Source organism: Dorea sp. MB18-49 (assembly GCF_023669465.1).
Lineage (GTDB): Bacteria > Bacillota > Clostridia > Lachnospirales > Lachnospiraceae > Dorea_A > Dorea_A longicatena.
Window position 1 is genome coordinate 30,540 of the sequence record NZ_JAMOYX010000013.1, and the last position, 26,333, is coordinate 56,872.

Consider the following 26,333-nt stretch of genomic DNA (forward strand, 5'->3'; position numbering starts at 1 on the left):
TGGTTTTCCCCATCCCTGTATCTTTCAAAAATATTTATCCACATTTTTCTTTATTTATCCACATACAAAGGGTCTGCCATCGGAAGCTTCTTCCGAATGCATGGCAGATTAAAAGTTGATTCTTCCCTGCAGCCACACATTTCCTTTGAATCTGCGTCCGACTGCCGGTTCACCCATGACCTCTCTTTTTGGTACACATACATCGAACAGAAGGCCGTTCACATCCAGTTTCATGATGCAGATATCTTCTCTCGTTATCTCATTTCTGGTAGGACGATATTCCAGGATTTCTCCCATGATCGAATACCGGTCACATTCGATTCCGTACGGCATAATGTACGTATCAACGATCGTAAATACATCTTCCGATATCAATCTTCTTGATACTTTGGAATATGTATCGATGTCATCCAGAGTAAGACTTTCAATCGCCTGTGGATCGCCAGATTTTGCTGCGCTTAACAGCAGCATACGATTGTGTACATCTTCCTGCTGTTCCCGCTCCTGTTCTTTACTTTTCAGCACCGGAAGCAGAATGGTTCCCTCATTGCAAAGACCGGACAATGTCACGGAAGAATACTTGATACTTCTTCCACCAAGCTGCCTTTCCCTCAGATATTCCATCATATTCTGAAGATAAAATACCAGATTAATGCCTACTTTTGTATCTTCACAGATGCCCACATATGCTTCCCGGTCTATCCTTCGTTCCACACTGACATCCGCATAGGATGTCACACCGGATCCTTTGAAATATGGTGTATAATAACGGTACTCAAACTGTTCATCGATGTCCATATCTCCGCACACCTTGATCCCGATTCCTTCTCCATATTCTTTTTCAAACTCACAAAGATCCGTTGTTTCATCCTGTGTAACGAGCTGATGTTGTGTATAGGATTCTTCCACATCTTTTAAAATCTGTGTTAACTGTTTTTTGTCTCTGATATTTCCAAATCCAATGGATTTCATATATTGATGCATACGCTTATCCTTATAATTGCTTATTTTTTAGGTACAAGCTTCTCTGTTCCACCCATGTATGGCTGTAATGCCTTAGGGATCTTAACTGATCCGTCTTCCTGAAGGTTGTTTTCCAGGAATGCGATCAACATTCTCGGTGGAGCTACTACTGTATTGTTCAGTGTGTGTGCGAAGTATTTTGTTCCGTCTTCACCTTTGACACGGATACCAAGTCTTCTTGCCTGTGCGTCACCAAGGTTAGAGCAGCTTCCTACTTCGAAGTATTTCTTCTGTCTTGGAGACCATGCTTCTACGTCACAAGATTTTACCTTCAAATCTGCCAGGTCACCTGAGCAGCACTCTAATGTACGTACCGGAATATCCAGTGAGCGGAACAGATCTACTGTGTTCTGCCATAATTTATCATACCAGATCTTGCTTTCTTCCGGTTTACATACAACGATCATTTCCTGTTTCTCGAACTGGTGGATTCTGTATACTCCACGCTCCTCAATACCGTGAGCTCCTTTTTCCTTACGGAAACATGGTGAATAGCTTGTAAGTGTCTGTGGAAGCTGTTTTTCTTCTAACATTGTGTCGATGAATTTACCAATCATAGAGTGCTCACTTGTTCCGATCAGGTACAGATCTTCTCCTTCGATCTTATACATCATGGAATCCATCTCTGCGAAACTCATAACACCTGTTACAACATTGCTTCTGATCATGAAAGGTGGTACACAGTAAGTAAATCCACGGTTGATCATGAAATCTCTTGCATATGCAAGTACAGAAGAATGAATTCTTGCGATATCACCCATCAGATAATAGAATCCATTTCCCGCTACTCTTCCGGCGCTCTCAAGATCGATTCCGTCAAATGCTTCCATGATCTCTGTATGGTATGGAATCTCGAAATCAGGAACAAAAGGCTCACCGAATTTTTCAATTTCTACATTCTGACTGTCATCTTTTCCGATTGGTACAGAAGGATCGATGATGTTCGGAATGATCATCATATTCTGTTTCAGTTTCTCTTCTACTTCTTTTTCTTCTTTGGAAAGTTCTTCGATCCTTGCAGCACTCTCAGCTACTTTTCTCTTTAATTCTTCCGCTTCTTCTTTCTTTCCCTGTGCCATACATGCACCGATCTGTTTAGAGATTTTGTTCTTTTCTGCACGGAGTGCTTCTACTTCTCCCTTAATATCTCTATTCTTCTGATCCAGTTCTATTACCTCATCTACTAAAGGTAATTTCTCATCCTGAAATTTGTTCTTAATGTTCTGCTTTACAACATCCGGATTATTTCTTACAAATTTGATATCTAACATTTTTCTAAATTCCTCCTGATTATATATATGTTATATTATCTCTCATTTCTTGTTTTTTCAGGTCTTGCCATATCTGGACGCACATTACTGGTTCTTGCATTTAAGATCTTACCATTGTTTGCTTTTCCAGATGTCTGTTTTGTATTTCTCGCATTCGCGCTTTTCTGATTTCCATTCTTTGCCGGACCAGACTTAACAGACTTAAGACTTCCTGTTGCAGATGCAACTGCTTTATCCACCTCTTCTTCATAACCATCTTCGAAGATTGCTTTATCCAGTGCTTCTGCTTCTTCCTCTGCAAGCTCTACATAACTTTCACCTTTTACGATCTCTTTCACATAAGTATAGCAGCCTTCTCTGCTGTGCATCGCATTGATGATCCAACCAGTATTATTATTGTCCAGCATTGCAAGTGCGAAACTGAGTTTACCACCCATTTCATTAAATGCATCATACTTTACAATTCCAAGTTTCTGGTAAGATTTTTCCATCTTCTTGTTAAGTTTCTGAATGTCTGTACGATTCTGTTTTGTATATTTCAGAATGGCCTCTACATCCGAGAATCCCGACATCATACTTTCTTCCAGAGTTTTTCCATCTTTACCACGCATAAACGTCGTATAGCTGCTTTTCAATCGATTATACTTCATTGTTACATTTACATACAGAACGAATAATATAACAATCAGTATCAGCAAAAATATAAATATTAATGCCGGATCGATACCAAGTGCTTTCAGTATTTTGCTATCCATATTCAATTACTCTCCTCTTTTAATGCTCATCATCATATCGAACAGATGTTCTAATTCGTCATCTGAATAATATTCTATCTCTATCTTACCTTTTCCCTTTCCTTTTGATGCTATACTTACCTTTGTTCCAAATACACTCTTCATTTTCTCTTCCAGATCCTGGTAAATAAATGAATTGGCCACCGGTTTCTTTTCTTTCGGCTTCTTTGGATTTTTTATTTCTTTGACCAATTTCTCAGTTTCTCTTACACTGAGTTTTTCGTCAAATATCTTATTTGCCAGTGTGTACTGAAGCTCAGGATCGTCAATGGCCAGCAATGCTCTTGCATGTCCCGTTGAAATCATGTCGTCAATGATCATCTGTTGAACTTTATCACTAAGTTTCAGCAAACGCATAGAGTTCGTTACGGCTGTTCTGCTCTTCGATACTCTCTCTGCGACTTCATCTTGTTTCAGATTGAATTCCTCCAGAAGTCTCTTGTATGCAATTGCTTCTTCAATCGGATTCAAGTTTTCTCTCTGAATGTTCTCAATCAAACCTATCTCAAGAATTTCCTGATCTGTATATTCCTTTTCAATCACAGGAACCTCTTTTACTCCGGCAAGTTTTGCAGCTCTCCATCTTCTTTCGCCCGCAATGATCTCATAGTAATCTTTTCTTTTTCGAACAAGCAATGGCTGTAACACACCAAATTGCTTAATCGAATCCGAAAGTTCAAGGAGAGCATCTTCATCAAAATTCTTTCTCGGCTGGTCTCTGTTTGGCTCAACCTCATTAATTTTCATTACCTGTACACCGGATTTAGCTGCTGCATCTTCTTTTGATTCCACAGTTTTTTCCGATGTAACAGACTTCATGCTCTTATTATCAGGAATCAGACTGTCCAGTCCTTTCCCCAATCCTTTTTTCTTTATTGGCATTCGTTTCCTCCTACATTACATCTTTCATTTACTCTCTATTCATAACTTCATCCGCCAGTCTCTGATATGCGCTTGCTCCTGTAGACTTTGGATCATACAGATTAATCGGCATACCATAACTTGGTGCTTCAGCCAATCGGATATTTCTAGGAATAATCGTCTTATAGATGTTCTGTTGCAGGTTTTCCTTTACATTTTCCACTACCTGGAGTGAAAGATTGGTTCGTGCATCATACATAGTAAATACAACTCCTTCAATCTCCAGAACAGGATTCAGCCTTTCTTTTACAAGCTCCACTGTATGTATTAACTGACTCAACCCTTCAAGTGCGTAATACTCACACTGAATCGGAACCAGTACAGAATCTGCTGTTGTCATTGCATTGATCGTCAGCATACTTAACGATGGCGGACAATCAATAATGATATAATCATAATCATCTTTGATCGGCTGAACTGCATTTCTTATAATAAATTCTTTATCATCCACACCGATCAGTTCAATTTCAGCAGCCGAGAGGTCAATGCTTGTCGGTATCACATCCAGATTTTCAATTGCTTCCTTTTGCAGAACTTCATCTACACCAGCCTGACCAATCATAAGATCATAGATATTCTTTTCAACTTCATCTTTGTCTATTCCTAATCCACTCGTCATATTGCCCTGCGGATCCATATCAATAGCAAGAACCTTTTGTCCTTTTTCAGCAAGACATGCCGACAGATTAATAGCTGTCGTTGTTTTTCCAACGCCACCTTTTTGGTTCGCAACGGCTATAACTCGTCCCATTTAATTATCACCTTCCCTTATTTCACATGATTCTAGTATATCACTTTTCAGAATACTTATCCAGAAAATGTTTCACGTGAAACATAGATTTTCCCTTTTCCATAAATATAAAACCGTTCTATATATTATTTTCGTTATCTTTGTGTGACATACGATTTTTGTGAATGTTTCACGTGAAACATTTGTTTTTACCACTTGCTTTATTATTCGTGTCCCTTCTTTTCATATATTCCAAGTAAAATGTCCTATTTCCTTCACTTTGTTCATTTTATGCTCATTTTGTAAAGGCAATCTTCCAATTCATAAGTAAATATAGTATAATTAGGAAAAGAAAGTGAGGTATCAGCATGAACTGGAAAAAGACATTATTATTCATCTCAACAGCAATTGGAACGACAACCTTAGCATTCCATGTAATAAATAAATTCATATTCAACGCCTCCGATGAACATTCAGAAGAAGATGAATCCAATTACTATAATTGGAAATTTGGAAATATATATTATAAAAAAGAAGGAACTGGTTCTCCGGTTCTTCTTATTCATGATCTGAATCATTACAGTTCTTCTATGGAATGGGATAAAGTAATCGGTACTCTTTCCAAAGAACACACAGTATATACGATAGACCTTCTCGGATGCGGCAAATCCGACAAGCCCGCAATTACATATACCTGCTATCTGTATGTTCAACTGCTTACTGATTTTATTCGTGATATTATAGGTGAAAAGACAGATATCGTAGCTACCGGGGCTTCAGCCTCCTTTGTAACAGCTGCCTGTCAGAATATAGCCGACCAGATTGACCATATTATTCTGGTTTGTCCGGAAAGCACACATGCACTTGCAAAAGCTCCAAATCACAAATCAAAACTACTTGCAAAGATAATAAATATCCCTATATATGGAACATTTATTTATAATGTTGGCGCACGCAACACCGCTCTTTCCGACTCAGCAGAGTGTAAATATCTCTACGCCAGCATTTTAGGACATTACACAACTGTAAATGTTGCCCACTGTCTCGAAGGACTTACAACCTCAATTGCAGTAATCACAGGTAAAAACGCACCAGAAACATCACAAAAAGCCACCGAATACTGCCACATACTTCCATCTATCGAACACCTCGAAGTCCCAGGCAGCGGATTACTTCCACAACGCGAAAATGCCACTGCATTCCTGGAACAAATAGATTTATTATTAAGCGACAATTGCTAATTCAAGGATTTGCGCTGATATAGTATAAGCTAATTACTATTTCAAAGACTATCATTAACATTTACAAACAAGCTCAGTTATTATTATGCATTCCATCCACCAGTAACCTACACACGTACAAAGGGAGAATGTTTCACGTGAAACATTCTCCCTTTTACCAATTTTTCTCCCTCTGCTTCCAACACCTATCCTCATATCCACACCACCCCTACACTCTCATTATTTAATCATTGCCGCCCGCGAAAACCAGATGGAATAAAAATGAGATAGGGATTCCTGTGCATATGAGGTCATGGTTGGAAATTCTTAAGTAAATAAATTGGCCGTTAGTCATCAAAAATCCATTGTCTGAGCGAACGCGAGTTTTGGATTTTTGATGGCTGCTTTTAGGCCAATTTATTTGCTTTAGAATTTCCCCATAACCGAATCAGCACAGGAATCCCTATCTCATTTTCATTCCATCCCGGGGTAAGCCATTTCCCCAACGATTAAACAATCGGCTCCCTTGAAGGCATCCCTGCCTTTCTCGGATACTTCTTAGCCGTATTCTTCACTTTGTGGATCTTTACAAAGGATCTTCCGATATCCGTTCCCGGCAATTCGAATTTCACTACATCTTCTATCTCTCCTCCAAGCACCTTCACCGCTTTTTTCGATCCTTTTACCTCTTCATCAATCTCACCTGATTTATAAGGTATAAACATACCGCCTACTTTTACATAAGGAAGGCAATATTCACTCAATGTCGCCAGATTTGCAACTGCTCTGGATACACACAGATCATACTTCTCTCTATATGCTGCATCTTTGGCATAATCTTCTGCTCTTCCATGAATTGTGTGGATATCTTCCAGCCCCAGCTCTTCAATCACCGTATTGAGGAACTTAATCCGCTTATTCAGTGAATCCAGTAATGTTACTTTCAGATGTGGGAATGCAATTTTCAGCGGTAATCCAGGAAAACCAGCTCCTGTACCCACATCGATCACTGTATCCACATGATTCATATTCATTACTTTTACAATCGACAAGCTATCTACATAATGCTTCTCTACAACTTCTTCATATTCTGTGATTCCGGTCAGGTTCATCACCTTATTCCACTCTTCAAGAAGCTTATGATAGGTATCAAACTGCTCTTTCTGCTCGTCTGTGATCTCTATCCCTATCTTTTCCAGGCTTTTTTTCAAAATCTGGTCCATATTTTTCTCCTTTTTTCTCTCTAAAATTAATAAGTATATAAAATGTATGATTTTTCGTCTTATTCATTTTATATACTTATCATTATATTTACTGTGTAATTATATTTTTAGCGTATGTTAATATTAATACATTTATTTTTGTGTTAGGTGTTTTTCTTACTGATATACTTCATTATATTACAGCTACTCATCCCGCTTTTCTTACTTTTTCATCACATTTATTAATTTATCTATGATTTCTTATCTGTGATTTCCGCTCAGATACACAAGCAATACTGATATATCTGCCGGAGATACACCAGAGATACGCGATGCCTGCCCGATTGACACCGGTCTGTACTCTTTCAGCTTCTGAACTGCCTCAATACGAAGGCTGTTCACTGCATCATAGTCCATATCTTCCGGAATTTTCTTATTCTCCATCTTCTTGAACTGCTCTACCTGGCGTTTCTGACGTTGGATATAACCGTCATATTTCATAGAAATATCCACCTGCTCGATCACTTCTGCTGCCAGATCTTTCGGAAGTTCCGGTCTCGTCACATCAATATCCGTAACAGCTTCGTAAGATAATTCCGGTCTCCTTATCAGTTCTGCCAGACTGCTTCCTGAATTCAAAGGTGTACTTTCATAAGATTCCAGAAGTTCCTGTACCTTTTCACTGGTTCCGACATAGGCATTCTTTAATCTTTCGATCTCAGACTCGATCAGTCTTTCTTTCTCTTTCAGACGGTCATAACGCTCCTGTGAGATCAAACCGACTTCATAGCCTTTTTCCGTCAGACGCTGGTCCGCATTATCCTGTCTAAGGAGCAGACGATATTCTGCTCTCGAAGTCATCATACGGTACGGTTCATGGCTTTCCTTTGTAACCAGATCATCGATCAGAACGCCGATATAAGCCTCTGAGCGGTCTAACACTAAGGATTCCTTGCCCTGCAGCTTTCTGGCGGCATTTATGCCCGCTATAAGGCCCTGTGCGGCAGCTTCTTCATAGCCCGAGCTTCCGTTGAACTGACCGGCACTGAATAAGCCGCTGATATTGCGGAATTCCAGTGATGGTTTTAACTGTCTCGCATCGATACAGTCATACTCGATCGCATACGCATTCCGCACGATCTTCACATGCTCCAGTCCCGGAACACTGCGGTACATTGCATACTGTACGTCTTCAGGCAGCGAACTTGACATTCCTCCGATGTACATCTCATCCGTCTCCAACCCTTCCGGTTCCAGGAATACCTGATGACGTTTTTTGTCCGCAAATTTTACCACTTTATCTTCGATAGACGGACAATATCTCGGTCCCGTACCCTCGATCATGCCGGAATATAACGGCGATCTGTCCAGATTGGCACGGATGATCTCATGTGTCGTCTCATTTGTATAAGTCAGCCAGCAGGATGCCTGGTCGATCTGCACATCGTCCGGATTCGTGGTAAATGAAAATGGTACCACTCTTTCATCTCCGAACTGTTCTTCCATCTTGCTGAAATCAACTGTTTTCCGGTCTACTCTGGCAGGTGTTCCTGTCTTAAAACGGTACATTTTAATGCCCAGTTCTTTCAGACAGTCAGTCAGATGATTGGCCGCCTGCAGTCCGTTCGGGCCTGTATACTGACTCACATCACCATAAATGCATCGTGCTTTCAGGTAAGTTCCGCTACAGATGATAACCGCCTTACAGTGATATGTTGCACCGGAAAATGTCTGCACTCCCGTGATCTTTCCATCTTCCACAAGGAGATTGGCAACCTCTCCCTGTTTGATCTCCAGGTTCTCCTGAGCCTCCAGTACGCGGCGCATCGTTCTGCTGTACACTGCTTTGTCCGCCTGTGCACGGAGCGAATGTACCGCAGGACCCTTGGATTTATTTAACATTTTTGACTGGATAAATGTACGGTCGATGACCTTTCCCATCTCTCCGCCAAGGGCATCCAGCTCTCTTACCAGATGTCCTTTCGAGCTTCCACCGATATTCGGATTACACGGCATCATCGCAATGCTGTCCACACTTACGGTAAATACCAGTGTCTGAAAGCCCAGTCTCGCCGTCGCCAGTGCTGCCTCACAACCTGCGTGGCCGGCACCGATGACTACGACATCATATTTATCTTTATTTTCCCATACAGAATTTGCTGAATATCTCATTAACCAAATCTTCTCCTATCGTTTCGCCGGTGATATTACCGAGAGCTTCATACGCATCCATAAGGTCGATCGAATAGAAATCCTCCGGCATATCCGCGGCAATGCTGTCATTCACACGTTCCAGTGCAGCATATGCATCCTGAAGCGCTGTTTTCTGTCTCACATTTGTAATATAGATTTCATCATTAAATGTCAGTTCTCCCTGGAAGAACATCTCCTTTAACGTATCTTCCAGCTCTTCGATTCCCTGTACATTCTTTGCAGAGATCTCGATCACCGGAAATTCTTCCGGCAGTTCTTCCTGTTCTTTTGTCACCTGCATATCCAGATCGGATTTATTTAACAGGATGATCGCACGTTTGCCTTTGATCAGATGCAGGATCTCTGCATCATTTTCATCCAGTGGTCTGGATGCATCGATCACATACAGGATCAGGTCTGCCTTATCCGCATATTCTTTCGCACGATCAACACCGATCTTCTCCACCACATCTTCCGTATCACGGATACCGGCAGTATCCATAATATTTAAGGAAATGCCCTTCAGATTCAGGTGTTCTTCCAGTACATCTCTTGTCGTACCGGCAATATCAGTAACGATTGCCCGGTCTTCTCCGAGAAGTACATTTAACAGAGAGGATTTTCCCGCATTCGGTTTTCCGAGGATGACTGTGCGTACGCCCTCTTTTATAATCCTACCATCATCACAGCTATCTAGCAATCTTTTCATTGCTTCCATGATCTCATCGACGACTTTTTTCAGTGTTTCTCCATAGCCGTCAACACTGATATGCTCCGGATCGTCCAGTGCAGTCTCGATAAATGCAGTATGATACAGGATCTTTTCGCGCATTTCGCTGATCTTATCTTTGATATTTCCTTTTAACTGGCTTACCGAACTCTGCAGTGCATATTCGTTCTGCGATGCGATCAGATCACCAACTGCTTCTGCCTGCGAAAGATCCAGTCTTCCGTTCAGGAATGCACGCTTAGTGTACTCTCCCGGCTCTGCCGGGCGTGCACCGTTTTTGATCAGGAGTTCGAGAATTCGTTTTACCACATAGACACCGCCGTGACAGTTGATCTCTACCGTGTCTTCACCGGTATAGCTGTGCGGCCCGCGCATCAGCATGACCAGGACCTCGTCAATTACCTGTTCTCCATCAACAATATATCCATAATGAATGGTATGTGACTTCTGATCACATAGTTTTTTCTCTTTTTTCCCCTTATATACCCGGTCTGCGATCTGAAATGCTTCCGGTCCGCTCATTCGTACAATTCCTATTCCCGAATTACTCATTGCCGTAGATATTGCGGCAATCGTGGAGTTATATAATTGTTCCATAATTTCCTCCAATATACATTTGAGTGAAAAAAAGACAGGGGCCGCTTAAAGACCCCTGTCTCTTAATTATCGATTATTTCTGTTTCTTACCAGTGTTACCACAACTCTTCTGTACGGCTCTTCACCTTCACTGTGTGTGGATACTGCCGGGTCAGACTGCAGCGCAGAGTGAATGATTCTTCTCTCGTATGGATTCATTGGCTCAAGAGAAACTGTCTTTCTTGTTCTCTTTACTTTGCTTGCAATGTTCTTTGCAAGATTTTCCAGTGTTTCTTTTCTTCTTCTTCTGTAATCCTCTGTATCGAGTTTCACTCTTACATAGCCATCCTGCATCTTGTTGGCAACACGATTTGTAAGATACTGCAGAGAATCAAGTGTCTGTCCGCGTTTTCCGATCAGGATACCCATGTTGCTTCCTTCCATATTGATGGAAAGTGCTCCTTCTTCATCTACAACAGATGTAACTTTTACATCATCCATGCCCATTGCATTCATCACATCGTAAATGAACTTTTCACATGTCTCGATCGTCTGTGGTTCAACTTTTGCAAGTTCTACTTCTTTCTTTGGCTCAGATTTTACTTCCGGTTTTTCTTCTCTTACATTTTTCTTTGTATGAGAATGCTCTTTTGCCGGCTTCTTCTCTGTCTTCTTCTCTGGTTTTACTTCTTCTTTTACCGGTGTTTCAACTTTACTTTCTTCCACTGTCTCTTCAACCGGTTTTTCTTCTCGTTTTCTGCGGGCTTTGATTACTGCCTGCTTTCTTCCGATTCCAAGGAAACCTTCGCTTCCTTTTTCAACAACAATATAATCTAAGCGATCACTTGTTACACCTAACTGAACTAACGCTTCGGTGATCGCATCGTCCAATGTCTTTGCCGATACAGTAATGTAATCCTCCATGACAGCGCCCCCTAATCATTTTCGTTAAATTTCTTCACCATGTTTGCTTTTGATGCGAGACTTCCTTTCTTCGCATTTTCAGCTTTCTTGTGTGCGTTTTCTACCTTGGCTTCTCTTTCTTTTTCACTCAGGTTCGATGTACTCTGTCTCTTCTTCTGGTTCTGATTGTTCATATTCTTGGTATTCATCTGAGCCATTGCTGCGATACGTTCATTCTTCTCGCCACGTTTTACACGTTTTTCCTCAGCCTTTTCCTTATTCTGCTCCAGAATCTCTTCTACAGAAATCTTGCTTAAGTGCTTATTGATAAATACCTGCTGAACACAACGTACTACCGCACTGACGATCCAGTACAGACCGATACCTGTCGGAAGTGAGAATACCATAAATACCGAAAACAGTGGCATTGTGATATTCATCGTGTTCATTGTAGACGCCATCGGGTTATCTTTGTCCAGCTGCTGGCCTGAAATAGCCTGTGAAAGCTTGATACTTCCATACTGTGTCAGACCTGATAATACCGGAAGTAAAATCGCAGTAATAATGATCACGATTGCCGGGAAACCATAGTTTCCGCTGTTCTTGATCATCTGCATAGGTGAGATAGTCAGATCCGGAAGTGTCAGGAATACATTTACAGCCTTTGGAGCTGTCTTGATCTCCGGAACATATTTCTGGATATTATAGATAACCGGGTACAAAGCAAATAACAGCGGCATCTGAATCAGTAACGGAAGGCATCCTGCTGACATCGATGTACCATATTTATCGTACACCTGCTGAATCTCTTCCTGCTGTTTCATCATGGACGCCTGGTCTTTCTTATTTTTATACTTCTTCTGTATAGCCTGAATCTCCGGATTCATAACAGAAGACATCTTGGATGTTCTCTGCTGCTTAATCGTAAGTGGAAGTAATAATGTATACACAAAAATCGTATACAGAATAATCGACAGACCTACCAGCCCGCTATCGCTTGGCAGACATTTGTCCAGGAAATTATAGATAAAGTTCATTACCTTACCCAGAATCCAGCAAAGCTGTCCGACAATCGGCCAGTTAGCGGCAGTCAGTAAACTTGGTACCATAATTTTTTCCTCCATATGTAGTTGTAATCTTTTTAAGGAACAGGGTCGTAACCTCCTCTGGTAAACGGATTACAACGCAGAATTCTCCACACCGCCAGTCGTCCTCCTTTTAATACGCCGTATTTCTCAATTGCCTCTTTCGCATACTGAGAACAGGTCGGATAAAATTTACAGGTGGAACCACCCTTTATCGGAGACAGATATCTCTGATAAAATCTGATACCAGTGAGCAGAATCTTCTTCATAATACGTTACCCCTCATCTATAATCTTATGAAGATGACCCAGATGGAGCATTGCGCCGACAATATCTTTATAATCTTTTCCTTTGGCGCCTATTCTTGCTATAACAATTATATCTAATCCACATCTGAATCGTTCTTCTTGCAGTCTATAGCTTTCTCGGATTAATCTTGTTAATCTGTGCCGTACTATACTGTTTCCTACTTTTTTGCTTACAGATATTCCTAATCGATTCTGACTTGTCCCATTTTCCAGTACATACATGACCAGATATTTGTTGGCGTAAGATTTCCCTTTTCTATATATATATTGGAAATCTTTGTTCTTTTTCAGTGATTCGGAATACTTCATTGTCTTATTCTCCTAATTTTTCTGAGTAGAAGAAAAGGCCACATATATGCGGCCTACGCTGATAATTTCTTTCTTCCTTTTGCTCTTCTTGCAGCAAGTACTTTTCTTCCACCTGCTGTGCTCATTCTAGATCTGAAGCCATGTACTTTAGCTCTCTGTCTCTTCTTTGGCTGGAATGTCATCTTCATGGATATCCACCTCCTTATTTTATTCCAAGGGGCTTGCCCCCTAATTTTCATAAGACATCAGCCTTGATTATATAAAAAAAACCGCTCTACGTCAAGCTATTCCTTAAATTTTAAAAATATATTTATCCACATTTTGTGGAAAACTTTGTGGATTTTTGTGGATAACGTGTGGAAATCATATATTTTTTTAGATTTTTTCCCCATTTCATGCGCATTTTACAAGTGTTGATAATTGGGATTGAGTTTTCCACATATTTCAAATCTACATCAAGAGAAACTGCCAGTTGCCAAAGCATAGCGATAAAAGATTGCCTAAAGCAACTTTTTGATGTACAATGTAGAAGAGTGGGTTTATAGGTGAAAATCCGCGAATCAGACAGATTAGGAGTAAATATGATGAATACAGTAAAGGAAAAATGGCCTGAAATTATCGAACATCTCAGGGTCGAACATGAGTTGTCCAATGTATCGTTCAATACGTGGATCCAACCATTGAAAGTTTACGATGTCGTAGACAATACCGTATTTATATTAGTAAATATGAATGCGAGTGTAGAATATATTGAAAAAAAATATCAGCTTCCATTAAAAGTATGTATTGCGGAGATTACTGGAACTGAATATGAAGTTGTCTTCATTTCCGAGGATGATGACAGACTGAACGAGATTCAGAATATGGCCATTGAAGCAAATCAGAAGAAAAAAAGCAAAAGTGCTGCGGAAAAAGCCGGGCTTAATCCGAAGTATACTTTTGATACCTTCGTTGTCGGCGGTAACAATAATTTCGCCCATGCAGCTTCCCTTGCTGTAGCCGAATCTCCGGGAGAAGTATACAATCCCCTCTTCTTATATGGAGGTGTTGGACTTGGAAAGACTCATTTGATGCACTCAATTGCACATTTTATTCTGGACAAGAATCCAAAGAAAAAAGTCCTCTATGTAACCAGCGAGACATTTACCAATGAGCTGATCGAAGCTCTCAAAAACGGAAAAACCGCCGGAAACGAGTCCGCAATGTCGAAATTCCGCGATAAATACCGTAATAATGACGTACTTTTGATCGATGATATCCAATTCATTATCGGAAAAGAAAGTACACAGGAAGAATTCTTCCACACATTTAACCATCTGCATACATCCGGAAAGCAGATCATCATATCGTCTGATAAGCCGCCGAAAGATATTGAAACTTTGGAGGCCAGACTTCGTACGCGCTTTGAGTGGGGTCTGATTGCTGATATTTCATCACCTAATTATGAAACCCGTATGGCGATATTACAGAAGAAGATCGAGCTGGATCATCTGGAAAAATACAATATTCCGAATGATGTACTCGAATATATCGCAACGAACGTTAAGACAAATATCCGAGAACTTGAAGGGTCTCTTAATAAACTGATTGCTCTTTATAAACTGAACAACACCGGTTCTATCGATATTGCCCTTGCAGCAGAGGCCTTAAAAGATATCATTTCTTCGGATAATCGCAGAGAAGTTACACCGGAACTGATTTTGGACATCGTTTCCGAACATTTTGGTGTATCTATTTCTGATCTGAAAGGGAATAAACGTAACGCCGAGATCGTATTTCCGCGCCAGATTGCCATGTATCTGATCCGAAATATGACAGAAACTTCATTAAAAGCAGTCGGTGTCATTCTTGGGGGCAAGGATCACTCTACCATCAAGCATGGGATTGAGAAAATCGAGAACGAATTAAAGGCGGATGAGACTCTTTCTAACACTATTAATATTATAAAGAAGAAAATCAATCCGGCTTAGCCTTATTTTGCCATTTTGGCCTGTGAATAACTATGGGGAAAATCTGCGTCTGACATGTGGATAACTATGGGACAGCCTTGGGAAAACCCCAGGGATTTTACACCTGTCTTTAGAAACGAAAAAGTTTTCAACAGTCGTTCCACATAAAATCCAGTCGAATTCCACAAAGTTTTCAAAGCCAAAATTCCTTGCAAACACTGGGCTAGAGGCACTTTTCCTCTTTTCCACATCCCCTAATACGGCTGAGGCGGAAACTATTTTATTTATTTATCTATCACACACGTGCGAAAGGAGTTATACACATATGAAAATTACCTGCAGTAAATCCAATCTGGTCAAAGGTGTCAGTATTGTTTCCAAAGCAGTTCCATCTAAAACAACAATGCCAATCCTTGAATGTATTCTTATTGATGCAACAACAGATATTATCAAATTAACAGCGAATGATATGGAACTTGGTATCCAGACAGAAATTTCCGGAGACATTATTGATCGCGGAATGATCGCTATCGATGCAAAGATTTTTTCAGAGATCGTTAGAAAACTTCCGGATAATGAAGTAACGATCGAAACTTTAGATAATCTTCAGACAGTCATCACATGTGAAAAAGCAAAATTTGATATTGCCGGTAAACCTGGCGATGAATTTGCTTACTTACCAATTATTGAGAAAGAAGATTCTATAGAAGTCTCTCAATTCACATTGAAAGAAGTCATCCGTCAGACAATTTTCTCTATTTCTGACAGTGAAAGTAATAAACTTATGACTGGAGAATTGTTCGACATCAGTGATAATATTCTGAAAGTTGTTTCGCTGGACGGACACAGAATTTCCATTCGAAAAGTGCCATTGAAAAAAAGCGTAGCTGACAGAAAGCTTGTTGTACCTGGAAAGACACTGATCGAGATCAGTAAGATCCTTTCGGGTGAGGCTGAAAATGTGGTATCGATTTCATATACAAAGAATCATATCGTGTTCGAATTTGATAACACGATCGTTGTATCACGTCTGATCGAAGGTGAATATTTCAGAATCGATCAGATGTTGTCAAATGATTATGAGACAAAAGTCAGAATTAATAAAAAAGAGCTGCTCAACTGTATCGACCGAGCAACACTTCTGGTAAAAGAAGGAGACAAGAAACCAATCATCATCAATATCGGTGACGAACTTATGGAATTAAAGATCAAATCCCAGATCGGATCCATGAATGAAGAGATTATGATCACAAAAGAGGGAAAAGATCTGCTGATCGGATTCAATCCGAAATTCCTGATCGATGCACTTCGTGTTATCGACGACGAAGAAGTAACAATTTATCTGATGAATGCGAAAGCACCTTGCTTCATCAAAGATGATGGAGAAAGCTATATCTACCTGATCCTTCCTGTTAACTTTAATGCTGCAGCATAAACGGGAATGGAATATCTGGAAGAAGATTAAAAGATAAAACAAAAACGCAGGAATACTTGCAAAAAGATTTAGCGATAAGTATAATGAAAAACAACTGAAAAACAGAAAAAATGTGCATAAAAATACAACAAAATGCATACAACAGAACGCTTTTTGATAGATGGATCAGATATAGCCTGGCTGATCTGATAAAATTTATCTATAAGTTATGCTTATAAGATATGGGAGAATCCCGGGAGAGGAATGCGAGACATATGGAGACAATTAGATTACGAGATGAATATATCAAGCTTGGACAGGCTTTGAAAGCTACAGGAATGGTGGAATCCGGAGTAGAAGCCAAAGAAGTGATCCAGGAAGGTCTTGTCATGGTAAATGGCGAGACAGATACACGCCGCGGACGTAAGTTATACGGCGGAGATGTTGTATTATTTGACGGAGAAGAGATCAGAATTGAAGGTTAATTCCCTGAAATTAAAGAATTTTAGAAATTATGATCTTCTGAATGTGGAGTTTGATGGTTCTACGAATATTTTTTACGGGAACAATGCCCAGGGGAAGACGAATATTCTGGAGGCTGTGTATCTGTCCGGAACGACCAAGTCCCACCGCGGGTCGAAGGACAGGGATATGATCCGTTTCGGCGAGGATGAATCACACATCGAAACCGTGGTGGAAAAGAACGGAATCAGTTATCAGATCGATATGCACCTGAAGAAGAACAGTCCGAAAGGGATTGCCATCAATAAGATGCCGATCCGGAAAGCAAGCGAACTTTTCGGAATTGTGAATCTTGTATTTTTCTCGCCGGAAGATCTGAACATTATCAAGAACGGGCCGGCAGAGAGAAGAAGATTCATAGATCTGGAGCTTTCGCAGCTTGATAAGGTGTACCTGAATAATCTGTCGAATTACAACCGGATCGTGAATCAGCGAAACCATCTGCTGAAAGAGCTCAGTTTCGGCGGAAAGAAAGATCTTTCGGATACACTGGAAATATGGGAGCTGCAGATGGTACAATATGGGGAAAGGCTGATTGCCAGAAGAAAAGAATTTGTCGAACAGATCAATGGGATCATTGCAAAGATTCACCAAAGACTGACCGGCGGTAAAGAAAGCCTGAAGATCATATACGAGCCAAGTACGGGAGATCTGCCATTTGAACAGGCACTGAACCGGTACCGGGAGAGAGATCTGCGGATGAAGAGTACAACGGTGGGGCCGCACAGGGACGACATCGGCTTTCTGATCGGTGATATGGACATCCGCAAATATGGTTCCCAGGGACAGCAGAGAACGGCTGCCCTGTCTTTGAAACTGTCGGAGATCGAGCTGGTCAAACTGGCAACACATGACACCCCGATACTTTTACTTGACGATGTATTGTCTGAACTTGATAAACACAGGCAAAACTATTTGTTAGACAGCATACATGATATACAGACTTTGATCACCTGTACGGGTGTTGAGGATTTTGTAAATCACCGCTTTTCAATAAACAAAGTGTTCCATGTCCAGAACGGGCAGGTAACGAAAGAAAACTAGGAGGACTGAGAATGGGTACAGAAAAAGTACAGCATGAATACGGCGCAGATGAAATTCAGATATTGGAAGGTCTTGAGGCAGTCCGCAAACGTCCTGGTATGTACATTGGAAGTACATCAGCCAGAGGCTTGCATCATCTTGTATACGAGATCGTCGATAATGCCGTAGACGAAGCTTTGGCGGGCTTCTGTGATACGATTTATGTAACAATCAATAAAGACAATTCGGTGACCGTTATCGATAATGGACGTGGAATTCCGGTTGGTATCAACCACAAAGCAGGACTTCCTGCGGTAGAAGTTGTATTTACCGTGCTGCATGCAGGAGGTAAATTCGGTGGTGGAGGATACAAGGTATCCGGTGGACTTCACGGTGTTGGAGCGTCTGTTGTAAATGCGCTTTCCAACTGGCTGGAAGTTGAGATCTACCACGAGGGTAAAGTATACCAGCAGCGTTACGAGCGCGGAAAAGTTATGGAGAAACTGACCGTGATCGGTGACTGTGAAGAAGGAAAGACCGGTACAAAAGTAACATTCCTGCCGGATGATACCATTTTTGAGACAACGATCTTTGATTTTAATGTTCTGAAACAGAGATTCCGCGAGATGGCATTCCTGACAAAAGGACTGAAAATCGTATTGAAGGACGACCGTGAGGAAGAGCCGAAAGAAAGAACATTCCACTACGAAGGCGGAATCAAAGAATTCGTTACTTACCTGAACCGCAGTGCGACACCGCTTTATGAGCAGATCATTTACTGTGAAGGTATGGTAAATAATGTGTCTGTCGAAGTGGCTATGCAGCACAACGATTCTTACAGTGACAATACGTATGGATTTGTCAATAACATTACGACTCCGGAAGGTGGAACACACGTTGTCGGATTCCGTAATGCGATCACAAAGACATTTAATGATTATGCAAGAAAGAACAAGCTTCTGCGTGACAATGAGCCGAACTTAAGCGGTGAAGATATCCGTGAGGGCCTGACCGCGATCATCAGCGTCAAGATCGAGGATCCACAGTTTGAAGGCCAGACCAAGCAGAAACTTGGTAACAGCGAGGCAAGAGGTGCGGTTGACAATGTAGTCAGCAAGCAGCTTGAGATCTTCCTTGAGCAGAATCCGGCCGTTGGTAAGATCATCGTAGAGAAATCTGTGATGTCCCAGCGCGCGAGAGAGGCTGCAAGAAAGGCAAGAGACCTGACACGTAGAAAATCAGCACTGGATAATATGGCACTTCCTGGAAAGCTTGCAGACTGTTCGGATAAGAATCCGGAGAACTGCGAGATCTACATCGTAGAGGGAGATTCCGCCGGCGGTTCTGCGAAGACAGCACGTGACCGTGCGACGCAGGCAATCCTTCCACTGCGTGGTAAGATCCTGAACGTAGAGAAGGCAAGACTGGATAAGATCTACGGCAATGCCGAGATCAAGGCGATGATCACTGCATTTGGTACAGGAATCCATGAAGATTTCGATATTTCCAAACTGCGTTATCACAAGATCATCATCATGACCGATGCCGACGTGGACGGTGCACATATCAGTACACTGCTTCTGACGTTCATTTACCGGTTCATGCCGGAGCTTATCAAGCAGGGGTATGTATATCTGGCACAGCCGCCGCTTTATAAGCTTGAGAAGAACAAGAAGGTATGGTATGCATACAGTGACGAAGAACTGAGTAATATCATCAATGAAGTCGGCCGTGACGGTAATAATAAGATCCAGCGTTACAAAGGTCTTGGAGAGATGGATGCAGAACAGCTCTGGGAGACAACCATGGATCCGGAACACCGTATTCTATTACGTGTAACGATGGATGATGAGACAACGAGCGAACTGGACTTGACATTTACGACACTGATGGGTGACAAAGTAGAGCCAAGACGTGAGTTCATCGTTGAGAATGCAAAATACGTTAAGAATCTGGATGTATAATATAAGCGTGTAGAAGAAAGGAGGAACAGGGATAATTAAATCTCTGAGAGATTGATGGAAGACAATATATTTGACAAAGTCCACGAAGTGGATCTGAAACAGACAATGGAAACCTCTTATATCGACTACGCGATGAGTGTTATTGCGTCCCGTGCCCTGCCGGATGTAAGAGATGGTTTGAAACCGGTACAGAGAAGAATCATGTACTCTATGATCGAGCTGAACAACGGTCCTGACAAGCCGCACAGAAAGTGTGCGCGTATCGTCGGTGATACGATGGGTAAATATCACCCGCACGGTGACAGCTCTATCTATGGTGCATTGGTTAATATGGCACAGGAATGGTCTACCAGATACCCGCTGGTAGACGGACATGGTAACTTTGGTTCTGTGGACGGTGACGGTGCTGCCGCCATGCGATACACAGAGGCAAGACTGAGTAAGATTTCCATGGAATTAACAGCGGATATTAATAAAAATACCGTTGATTTCATTCCGAACTTTGACGAGACGGAGAAAGAACCTACCGTTCTGCCGTCAAGATTCCCGAACCTTCTGGTCAACGGTACTTCCGGTATCGCTGTAGGTATGGCGACGAATATCCCGCCGCACAACCTGCGTGAAGTGATCAATGCAGTCGTACAGATCATTGATGACCAGATCGAGGATAAAGAAGAGACAACGATCGAAGAGATCTTAAAGATCATCAAAGGACCAGACTTCCCGACAGGTGGTATGATCCTCGGAACAAGAGGAATTGAAGAGGCATACAGAACCGGACGCGGCAAGATCCGTGTGCGTGCGGTCACAGATATCGAGACGATGCCGAATGGCAAGAGCCGTATCATCGTAAGTGAGCTGCCTTACATGGTTAACAAAGCAAGACTGATCGAGAAGATTGCAGAGCTGGTACGTGATAAGAAGATTGACGGAATCACAGATTTAAGTGACCAGTCAAGCCGTGAAGGAATGCGTGTAGTCATTGAGCTTCGAAGAGATGCCAATGCCAATGTTATTCTGAACCAGTTATACAAACATACACAGCTTCAGGACACATTCGGTGTGATCATGCTGGCTCTGGTCGGCAATGAGCCGAAGGTCATGAACCTGATGGAGATGCTGAACTACTACCTGAAACATCAGGAAGAAGTAGTGACACGCCGTACACAGTATGAGTTAAATAAAGCCGAAGAGCGTGCACATATTTTAAAGGGATTACTGATCGCATTAGATAACATCGATGAAGTGATCAAGATCATCAGAGGTTCCCAGACGGTCCAGATCGCAAAATCAGAATTGATGGAGCGTTTCGGACTGACAGACGTACAGTCACAGGCAATCGTAGACATGAGACTGCGTGCTCTGACAGGTCTGGAAAGAGAGAAACTCGAGGCAGAATATAAAGCACTGATGGAGCAGATTGAACATTTACGTGCGATCCTTGCTGACAGAAAGTTATTACTTGGCGTGATCAAAGAAGAGATTCTTGTGATCCGTGATAAATACGGTGATGAGAGAAGAACATCCATCGGATTTGATGAATTTGATATTTCCATGGAAGATCTGATCCCGAGAGAAGATGTGGTCATTACGATGACTAAGCTTGGATATATCAAGAGAATGTCTCATGATACATTCAAGGCCCAGAACCGTGGCGGTAAGGGAATCAAGGGAATGCAGAAGCTGGATGAGGATTACGTAGAAGAGCTCTTCATGACCAATACACATCATTACCTGATGTTCTTTACGAACACCGGACGTGTATACCGTATGAAAGCATACGAGATTCCGGAAGCAAGCAGAACATCCAGAGGAACTGCGATCGTGAACCTGCTGCAGTTAATGCCGGGCGAGAAGATCAGTGCGGTCATTCCGATTGAGAAATATAACGATGATGAGTATCTGCTGATGGCAACCAAGAAAGGTCTCATCAAGAAGACTCCGATTAAAGAATATGCAAATGTCAGAAAGACAGGACTTGCAGCAATTACTCTGCGTGAGGAAGATGAGCTGATCGAGGTAAAATACACAGACAGCGATCATGATGTGTTCATGGTTACAAAGTATGGACAGTGTATCCGTTTTAACGAAAGTGATGTACGTCCGACCGGAAGAACATCCATGGGTGTCCGTGGTATGAATCTGGTAGACCGCGACGAAGTGATCGGAATGCAGATCGACTCACAGGGAACAGAACTGCTGATCGTGTCAGAATACGGAATGGGCAAACGTACTTCCATCGATGAATTCACAGCCCAGAACCGCGGCGGTAAAGGTGTGAAGTGCTACAAGATCACAGAGAAGACCGGTAACGTTGTAGGTGTGAAAGCAGTAGATGAGGACAATGAGATCATGATCATCAACACGGAGGGAATCATCATCCGTATGAAGTGTGACGGAATCTCAGAACTCGGAAGAGTGACATCCGGAGTGAAGCTTATCAACCTGCCGGAAGGCGATAAAGTAGCTTGTATCGCAAAAGTACGTAGAGGCGATGAATCAGAAGATGATCTGGTAGAGCCGGAAGAAAGTACAGAAGATGCAGAGAACGTAGAGACAGAAGAATAAAGATATAAAACGAGGCGGAAGATTAAAAAATTTCCGCCTCGTTTTTTGAAAAAATATTTTTATTTTTCCGCCTCATCTGCAGCAAGTTCACGAAGAATGATCTCCGCAGTCTTCTTCACAGTAGCAGCTACAAAGTCTGTACACTGTGCTTTACGTTCCGGAGAATTCTTCTCTTTGCCTTTTGTCAGAACACGGCAGCATGTTGCACCACAGTATTCCTTGAAGAAATCGTGGATTTCGTTCGAAAGCTTGAAACAGCGGTTTACCTTGGAATCTCCCGGTGTCTTCCGTCCGAAAAAGTAGCCGATGCACATGGTTGCTCCGGCAAGCGCACCACAGATACATCCGCCTCCTCCAAGTCCCCATGGAAAACCGGAACTCATAGCGATCGCATCATCAGACATATCCAGTTCAAAATTCTTCTTGATCGCATAAATTACGGATTCTGAACAGGCGAAGCCCTGATTGAAGATATCCACAGCATCTTTTTGAAGTTTCTCTAAATCTACATTTGTTGTCATTTCAACCCCTCCTAAAAATGTATTAAATTCATTATAGCACAGCGAAAAGAACTTGTATATCATATGGGGAGAGGGTAAAATGAATATGAGACAGGGCATTTTTTATTTGGGACGGAGGATATAGATGAGAATAATTAATATAAATACGATCACACAGAATATAAAAGATATGTGCATAAAAGCAAATCATTTTCTGGCAGAGGATATGGATCAGGCGATGAAGCATGCATTGGATACAGAACAGTCTCCTCTTGGACGCCAGATTTTAGATCAGCTGCAGGATAATTTAAAGATTGCAGCCGAAGATATGATTCCAATCTGTCAGGATACAGGTATGGCAGTCGTATTTCTGAAAGTTGGTCAGGATGTACATTTTGAAGGAGGCAGCCTGGAAGATGCCGTGAACGAAGGTGTACGCCAGGGATATGTGGAAGGTTTCCTTAGAAAATCAGTTGTAGGAGATCCGATCATTCGCGAAAATACAAAAGATAACACACCGGCAGTCATACATTACAGTATTGTTCCGGGAGATAAAGTAGAGATAAAAGTTGCTCCGAAAGGATTCGGAAGTGAAAATATGAGCCGTGTATTTATGCTGAAACCGGCAGACGGAATTGAAGGTGTAAAGAATGCAATCCTTACAGCAGTCAGGGATGCAGGACCAAATGCCTGTCCGCCAATGGTAGTCGGAGTCGGTATAGGTGGAACATTTGAAAAATGTGCACTGATGGCAAAAGAAGCACTTACAAGAGAGGCAGGATCACACTCTGAGATCCCATGGGTTAAAAATCTGGAGGAAGAAATGCTGGATACAGTTAATAAACTTGGAATCGGCCCGGGCGGACTTGGCGGAACGACAACCGCATTAGCAGTTAATGTGAATACTTACCCGACGCATATTGCAGGACTTCCTGTAGCGGTCAATATCTGTTGTCATGTAAATCGCCATATTATCAGGGAGGTGTAAATACTATGGAAAAGCATATCACAGCACCTATTACAAAAGAAACAGCAAAATCTCTTCACGCAGGAGATTATGTATATGTCACCGGAACTATTTATACTGCCAGAGATGCAGCACATAAGCGGATGGACGAAGCATTGGACAGAGGCGAAGAATTACCAATTGATATCAAAAATCAGGCAATTTATTATATGGGACCATCTCCTGCAAGAGAGGGGCGTCCAATAGGATCTGCCGGACCGACAACCGCCAGCCGTATGGACAAATATGCACCACGTCTTCTTGATCTTGGACAGACAGCAATGATCGGAAAAGGAAAAAGAAGTCAGGCGGTAATCGATGCTGTTGTGCGCAATGGGTGTGTATATCTTGCGGCAATCGGAGGAGCTGGTGCCTTATTGTCCAAATGTATAAAATCATCAGAGGTTGTTGCATATGAAGATCTTGGAACGGAAGCTATCCGTAAACTTCAGGTAGAGAATCTTCCGGTTATCGTAGTAATTGACAGCGAAGGTAACAATCTGTATGAGACAGCAATCAGGGAGTACAAAAAGATATGAGAAGAATTCTTCTGATGGTTATAAGAAATATTTTGTTTGTGCCGGTTTATTGGTACAAATTATGTTATCATGCAAGACATGTTGAAAAGTATACAGAGGAAGAACACTATGAATTATTAAGATACATAGATCATCGTGCCAATACTTCGGGAAATATTAATATTAAAGTATATGGACAGGAGAACATCCCGGATGATAATGGATTCATGTTCTATCCAAATCATCAGGGACTTTATGATGTACTTGCGATTATGGAAGCGTGTCCAAGACCATTTTCGGTAGTTGCTAAAAAAGAAGTGGCTAATGTTCCATTTCTTAAACAGGTTTTTGCGTGTATGAAGGCTTACATGATTGACAGAGAGGATGTCCGTCAGTCTTTACAGGTAATTATTAATGTAAGCAATGATGTAAAAGCGGGAAAGAACTTTCTTATCTTTCCGGAAGGTACAAGATCTAAAAAGGGTAATCAGGTACAGGAATTCAAAGGCGGAAGTTTCAAAGCGGCAACCAGGGCAAAATGTCCGATCGTGCCAGTTGCGCTGGTTAATTGTTTTGTGCCATTTGATTCCAAGACAACAGAACAAGTGGATGTACAGGTGCATTTCTTAAAACCATTACTTTATGATGAATATAAAGATATGAAAACAACAGAAATAGCAGCCATAGTGAAAGAAAGAATACAATGTACGATTAACAGTAGTCTTTAGATCTTTAGAATAAAGAAAATAGGCATATATAATGTAAATATATGCCAGTAAAGAAAATATTAGAAAAATGCGAAAAAGTAATTGACATACGTAGAAAGGCTTGATATAATAACTTTCGCTGGAGAAATACTCAAGAGGCTGAAGAGGCGCCCCTGCTAAGGGTGTAGGTCGGGTAACCGGCGCGAGGGTTCAAATCCCTCTTTCTCCGTTAGGTCAGTGAGAACTGTCTGAAACGAGCTTTCAGATAGTTTTTTTACGGCCATATATGATACTGGGAAATGTATTTAAAAGGAAAAATAAAAAAGATGAAAAAACATCTTGACAGTCTATAAAATACATGGTATTATATACAAGCTTTCGCAAACAAATTATTTGAAAGATTTGTAAAAAGAAAGCGAAAAATAAATTAAAAAAGTTCTTGACAAACAGTTGAGAGTGTGATATACTAAACAAGCTGTTGAACAAGAAACAACAAAGAACCTTGATAATTAAACAATAGACAACAACCCTGAAAATTCTAAAGAGAATTATTCAGAACAGACATTTAATGTCGAACCTTAAAACAGTAAAGGGGATAAGAAAGCTAGTAGTTTTCTTGAACTGGAACGAACTTGATTTTAAGTCCGAGTCAAATCGGAATTAAAGATTTTTAACGAGAGTTTGATCCTGGCTCAGGATGAACGCTGGCGGCGTGCTTAACACATGCAAGTCGAGCGAAGCGCTTAAGTTTGATTCTTCGGATGAAGACTTTTGTGACTGAGCGGCGGACGGGTGAGTAACGCGTGGGTAACCTGCCTCATACAGGGGGATAACAGTTAGAAATGACTGCTAATACCGCATAAGACCACGGTACCGCATGGTACAGTGGTAAAAACT

Annotated in this window: 23 protein-coding genes, 1 tRNA gene, 1 rRNA gene and 1 pseudogene; 12 read left to right on the top strand and 14 right to left on the bottom strand. The window is 41.5% G+C overall.

Going from position 1 to position 26,333, the window contains the following annotated elements:
* Nucleotides 1–108: 108 nt before the first annotated feature.
* The 5 genes and pseudogenes from NCY30_RS05915 to NCY30_RS05935 all read right to left on the bottom strand — a co-directional run bounded on the left by NCY30_RS05915 (nt 109) and on the right by NCY30_RS05935 (nt 4,760).
* Nucleotides 109–984, bottom strand: a complete 876-nt coding sequence (locus NCY30_RS05915) for a DUF3881 family protein (RefSeq protein ID WP_161170415.1) — start codon at nt 982–984, stop codon at nt 109–111.
* A 20-nt stretch (nt 985–1,004) separates the two neighbouring features.
* Nucleotides 1,005–2,294 (bottom strand): serine--tRNA ligase, encoded by a 1,290-nt coding sequence (serS, locus tag NCY30_RS05920; protein ID WP_006427141.1) that lies wholly within the window; start codon nt 2,292–2,294, stop codon nt 1,005–1,007.
* Between the two features lie 236 nt (nt 2,295–2,530).
* Nucleotides 2,531–3,049: pseudogene (locus NCY30_RS05925) on the bottom strand (DUF4446 family protein); the annotation flags it as partial.
* Between the two features lie 6 nt (nt 3,050–3,055).
* Nucleotides 3,056–3,970: a ParB/RepB/Spo0J family partition protein gene (locus NCY30_RS05930; RefSeq protein ID WP_006427139.1), complete on the bottom strand. Its 915-nt coding sequence runs from the start codon at nt 3,968–3,970 to the stop codon at nt 3,056–3,058.
* Between the two features lie 28 nt (nt 3,971–3,998).
* Nucleotides 3,999–4,760, bottom strand: a complete 762-nt coding sequence (locus NCY30_RS05935; protein WP_006427138.1) for a ParA family protein — start codon at nt 4,758–4,760, stop codon at nt 3,999–4,001.
* A gap of 347 nt (nt 4,761–5,107) precedes the next feature.
* Between NCY30_RS05935 and NCY30_RS05940 the strand changes: the two genes are divergently transcribed.
* On the top strand, nt 5,108–5,980 hold the full coding sequence (locus NCY30_RS05940) for an alpha/beta fold hydrolase (protein ID WP_055182186.1): 873 nt from the start codon (nt 5,108–5,110) through the stop codon (nt 5,978–5,980).
* A gap of 488 nt (nt 5,981–6,468) precedes the next feature.
* Here NCY30_RS05940 and rsmG read toward each other — a convergent pair whose 3' ends face one another.
* The 8 genes from rsmG to rpmH all read right to left on the bottom strand — a co-directional run bounded on the left by rsmG (nt 6,469) and on the right by rpmH (nt 13,453).
* Nucleotides 6,469–7,182 carry a 16S rRNA (guanine(527)-N(7))-methyltransferase RsmG gene (gene rsmG, locus NCY30_RS05945; RefSeq protein ID WP_022416194.1) on the bottom strand — a complete coding sequence of 238 codons (714 nt, stop codon included), beginning with the start codon at nt 7,180–7,182 and terminating at the stop codon, nt 6,469–6,471.
* Between the two features lie 240 nt (nt 7,183–7,422).
* On the bottom strand, nt 7,423–9,333 hold the full coding sequence (gene mnmG / locus NCY30_RS05950) for a tRNA uridine-5-carboxymethylaminomethyl(34) synthesis enzyme MnmG (RefSeq protein WP_250818552.1): 1,911 nt from the start codon (nt 9,331–9,333) through the stop codon (nt 7,423–7,425).
* Nucleotides 9,299–10,681 (bottom strand): tRNA uridine-5-carboxymethylaminomethyl(34) synthesis GTPase MnmE, encoded by a 1,383-nt coding sequence (mnmE, locus tag NCY30_RS05955; RefSeq protein ID WP_022416192.1) that lies wholly within the window; start codon nt 10,679–10,681, stop codon nt 9,299–9,301. The genes mnmG and mnmE overlap by 35 nt, the downstream gene beginning before the upstream one ends.
* Nucleotides 10,682–10,747: 66 nt before the next feature.
* Nucleotides 10,748–11,584: an RNA-binding cell elongation regulator Jag/EloR gene (gene jag / locus NCY30_RS05960; RefSeq protein WP_022416191.1), complete on the bottom strand. Its 837-nt coding sequence runs from the start codon at nt 11,582–11,584 to the stop codon at nt 10,748–10,750.
* 11 nt (nt 11,585–11,595) lie between these two features.
* Nucleotides 11,596–12,672, bottom strand: a complete 1,077-nt coding sequence (gene yidC / locus NCY30_RS05965) for a YidC/Oxa1 family membrane protein insertase (protein ID WP_243857029.1) — start codon at nt 12,670–12,672, stop codon at nt 11,596–11,598.
* Nucleotides 12,673–12,704: 32 nt separating this feature from the next.
* A complete protein-coding gene (yidD, locus tag NCY30_RS05970; protein ID WP_250818553.1) occupies nt 12,705–12,917 on the bottom strand; it encodes a membrane protein insertion efficiency factor YidD in 213 nt (70 codons plus the stop codon).
* 6 nt (nt 12,918–12,923) lie between these two features.
* A complete protein-coding gene (gene rnpA / locus NCY30_RS05975) occupies nt 12,924–13,265 on the bottom strand; it encodes a ribonuclease P protein component (protein WP_006427129.1) in 342 nt (113 codons plus the stop codon).
* 53 nt (nt 13,266–13,318) lie between these two features.
* Complete coding sequence (gene rpmH / locus NCY30_RS05980; protein ID WP_021859823.1) at nt 13,319–13,453, bottom strand: 50S ribosomal protein L34; 135 nt, start codon at nt 13,451–13,453, stop codon at nt 13,319–13,321.
* Nucleotides 13,454–13,849: 396 nt separating this feature from the next.
* Here rpmH and dnaA point away from each other — a divergent pair, with 396 nt between their 5' ends.
* The 6 genes from dnaA to gyrA all read left to right on the top strand — a co-directional run bounded on the left by dnaA (nt 13,850) and on the right by gyrA (nt 22,705).
* Nucleotides 13,850–15,235, top strand: coding sequence for a chromosomal replication initiator protein DnaA (gene dnaA, locus NCY30_RS05985; protein WP_055304320.1), 1,386 nt, complete (start codon nt 13,850–13,852; stop codon nt 15,233–15,235).
* Nucleotides 15,236–15,539: 304 nt separating this feature from the next.
* The gene (gene dnaN, locus NCY30_RS05990; protein WP_055194955.1) at nt 15,540–16,649 is read left to right on the top strand and encodes a DNA polymerase III subunit beta; all 1,110 of its coding nucleotides are present in this window, start codon (nt 15,540–15,542) and stop codon (nt 16,647–16,649) included.
* A 254-nt stretch (nt 16,650–16,903) separates the two neighbouring features.
* The gene (locus tag NCY30_RS05995; protein WP_022416187.1) at nt 16,904–17,113 is read left to right on the top strand and encodes an RNA-binding S4 domain-containing protein; all 210 of its coding nucleotides are present in this window, start codon (nt 16,904–16,906) and stop codon (nt 17,111–17,113) included.
* Nucleotides 17,103–18,194 carry a DNA replication/repair protein RecF gene (recF, locus tag NCY30_RS06000; protein ID WP_022416186.1) on the top strand — a complete coding sequence of 364 codons (1,092 nt, stop codon included), beginning with the start codon at nt 17,103–17,105 and terminating at the stop codon, nt 18,192–18,194. The genes NCY30_RS05995 and recF overlap by 11 nt, the downstream gene beginning before the upstream one ends.
* Nucleotides 18,195–18,205: 11 nt before the next feature.
* Nucleotides 18,206–20,137 carry a DNA topoisomerase (ATP-hydrolyzing) subunit B gene (gyrB, locus tag NCY30_RS06005; protein ID WP_055215063.1) on the top strand — a complete coding sequence of 644 codons (1,932 nt, stop codon included), beginning with the start codon at nt 18,206–18,208 and terminating at the stop codon, nt 20,135–20,137.
* A 54-nt stretch (nt 20,138–20,191) separates the two neighbouring features.
* Nucleotides 20,192–22,705, top strand: coding sequence for a DNA gyrase subunit A (gyrA, locus tag NCY30_RS06010; protein WP_006427120.1), 2,514 nt, complete (start codon nt 20,192–20,194; stop codon nt 22,703–22,705).
* A 59-nt stretch (nt 22,706–22,764) separates the two neighbouring features.
* On the opposite strand, the gene NCY30_RS06015 is transcribed toward gyrA, so the two are convergent.
* Complete coding sequence (locus NCY30_RS06015) at nt 22,765–23,226, bottom strand: C-GCAxxG-C-C family (seleno)protein (RefSeq protein WP_022416185.1); 462 nt, start codon at nt 23,224–23,226, stop codon at nt 22,765–22,767.
* 124 nt (nt 23,227–23,350) lie between these two features.
* Between NCY30_RS06015 and NCY30_RS06020 the strand changes: the two genes are divergently transcribed.
* The 5 genes from NCY30_RS06020 to NCY30_RS06040 form a co-directional block, all read left to right on the top strand.
* Nucleotides 23,351–24,193 (top strand): fumarate hydratase, encoded by an 843-nt coding sequence (locus NCY30_RS06020; protein WP_022416184.1) that lies wholly within the window; start codon nt 23,351–23,353, stop codon nt 24,191–24,193.
* A 5-nt stretch (nt 24,194–24,198) separates the two neighbouring features.
* Complete coding sequence (locus NCY30_RS06025) at nt 24,199–24,750, top strand: Fe-S-containing hydro-lyase (protein WP_006427117.1); 552 nt, start codon at nt 24,199–24,201, stop codon at nt 24,748–24,750.
* Nucleotides 24,747–25,457, top strand: a complete 711-nt coding sequence (locus NCY30_RS06030) for a lysophospholipid acyltransferase family protein (protein WP_022416183.1) — start codon at nt 24,747–24,749, stop codon at nt 25,455–25,457. The genes NCY30_RS06025 and NCY30_RS06030 overlap by 4 nt, the downstream gene beginning before the upstream one ends.
* Nucleotides 25,458–25,577: 120 nt before the next feature.
* Nucleotides 25,578–25,665 (top strand) — tRNA-Ser (locus NCY30_RS06035).
* A 440-nt stretch (nt 25,666–26,105) separates the two neighbouring features.
* Nucleotides 26,106–26,333 (top strand): 16S ribosomal RNA (locus NCY30_RS06040); the annotation flags it as partial.

Bases quoted from the DNA above. Each gene is read 5' to 3' on its own strand.
- NCY30_RS05915 (WP_161170415.1), bottom strand. From the start codon at position 984: ATGCATCAATATATGAAATCCATTGGATTTGGAAATATCAGAGACAAA.
- serS (WP_006427141.1), bottom strand. From the start codon at position 2,294: ATGTTAGATATCAAATTTGTAAGAAATAATCCGGATGTTGTAAAGCAG.
- NCY30_RS05930 (WP_006427139.1), bottom strand. From the start codon at position 3,970: ATGCCAATAAAGAAAAAAGGATTGGGGAAAGGACTGGACAGTCTGATT.
- NCY30_RS05935 (WP_006427138.1), bottom strand. From the start codon at position 4,760: ATGGGACGAGTTATAGCCGTTGCGAACCAAAAAGGTGGCGTTGGAAAA.
- NCY30_RS05940 (WP_055182186.1), top strand. From the start codon at position 5,108: ATGAACTGGAAAAAGACATTATTATTCATCTCAACAGCAATTGGAACG.
- rsmG (WP_022416194.1), bottom strand. From the start codon at position 7,182: ATGGACCAGATTTTGAAAAAAAGCCTGGAAAAGATAGGGATAGAGATC.
- mnmG (WP_250818552.1), bottom strand. From the start codon at position 9,333: ATGAGATATTCAGCAAATTCTGTATGGGAAAATAAAGATAAATATGAT.
- mnmE (WP_022416192.1), bottom strand. From the start codon at position 10,681: ATGGAACAATTATATAACTCCACGATTGCCGCAATATCTACGGCAATG.
- jag (WP_022416191.1), bottom strand. From the start codon at position 11,584: ATGGAGGATTACATTACTGTATCGGCAAAGACATTGGACGATGCGATC.
- yidC (WP_243857029.1), bottom strand. From the start codon at position 12,672: ATGGTACCAAGTTTACTGACTGCCGCTAACTGGCCGATTGTCGGACAG.
- yidD (WP_250818553.1), bottom strand. From the start codon at position 12,917: ATGAAGAAGATTCTGCTCACTGGTATCAGATTTTATCAGAGATATCTG.
- rnpA (WP_006427129.1), bottom strand. From the start codon at position 13,265: ATGAAGTATTCCGAATCACTGAAAAAGAACAAAGATTTCCAATATATA.
- rpmH (WP_021859823.1), bottom strand. From the start codon at position 13,453: ATGAAGATGACATTCCAGCCAAAGAAGAGACAGAGAGCTAAAGTACAT.
- dnaA (WP_055304320.1), top strand. From the start codon at position 13,850: ATGAATACAGTAAAGGAAAAATGGCCTGAAATTATCGAACATCTCAGG.
- dnaN (WP_055194955.1), top strand. From the start codon at position 15,540: ATGAAAATTACCTGCAGTAAATCCAATCTGGTCAAAGGTGTCAGTATT.
- NCY30_RS05995 (WP_022416187.1), top strand. From the start codon at position 16,904: ATGGAGACAATTAGATTACGAGATGAATATATCAAGCTTGGACAGGCT.
- gyrB (WP_055215063.1), top strand. From the start codon at position 18,206: ATGGGTACAGAAAAAGTACAGCATGAATACGGCGCAGATGAAATTCAG.
- gyrA (WP_006427120.1), top strand. From the start codon at position 20,192: ATGGAAGACAATATATTTGACAAAGTCCACGAAGTGGATCTGAAACAG.
- NCY30_RS06015 (WP_022416185.1), bottom strand. From the start codon at position 23,226: ATGACAACAAATGTAGATTTAGAGAAACTTCAAAAAGATGCTGTGGAT.
- NCY30_RS06020 (WP_022416184.1), top strand. From the start codon at position 23,351: ATGAGAATAATTAATATAAATACGATCACACAGAATATAAAAGATATG.
- NCY30_RS06025 (WP_006427117.1), top strand. From the start codon at position 24,199: ATGGAAAAGCATATCACAGCACCTATTACAAAAGAAACAGCAAAATCT.
- NCY30_RS06030 (WP_022416183.1), top strand. From the start codon at position 24,747: ATGAGAAGAATTCTTCTGATGGTTATAAGAAATATTTTGTTTGTGCCG.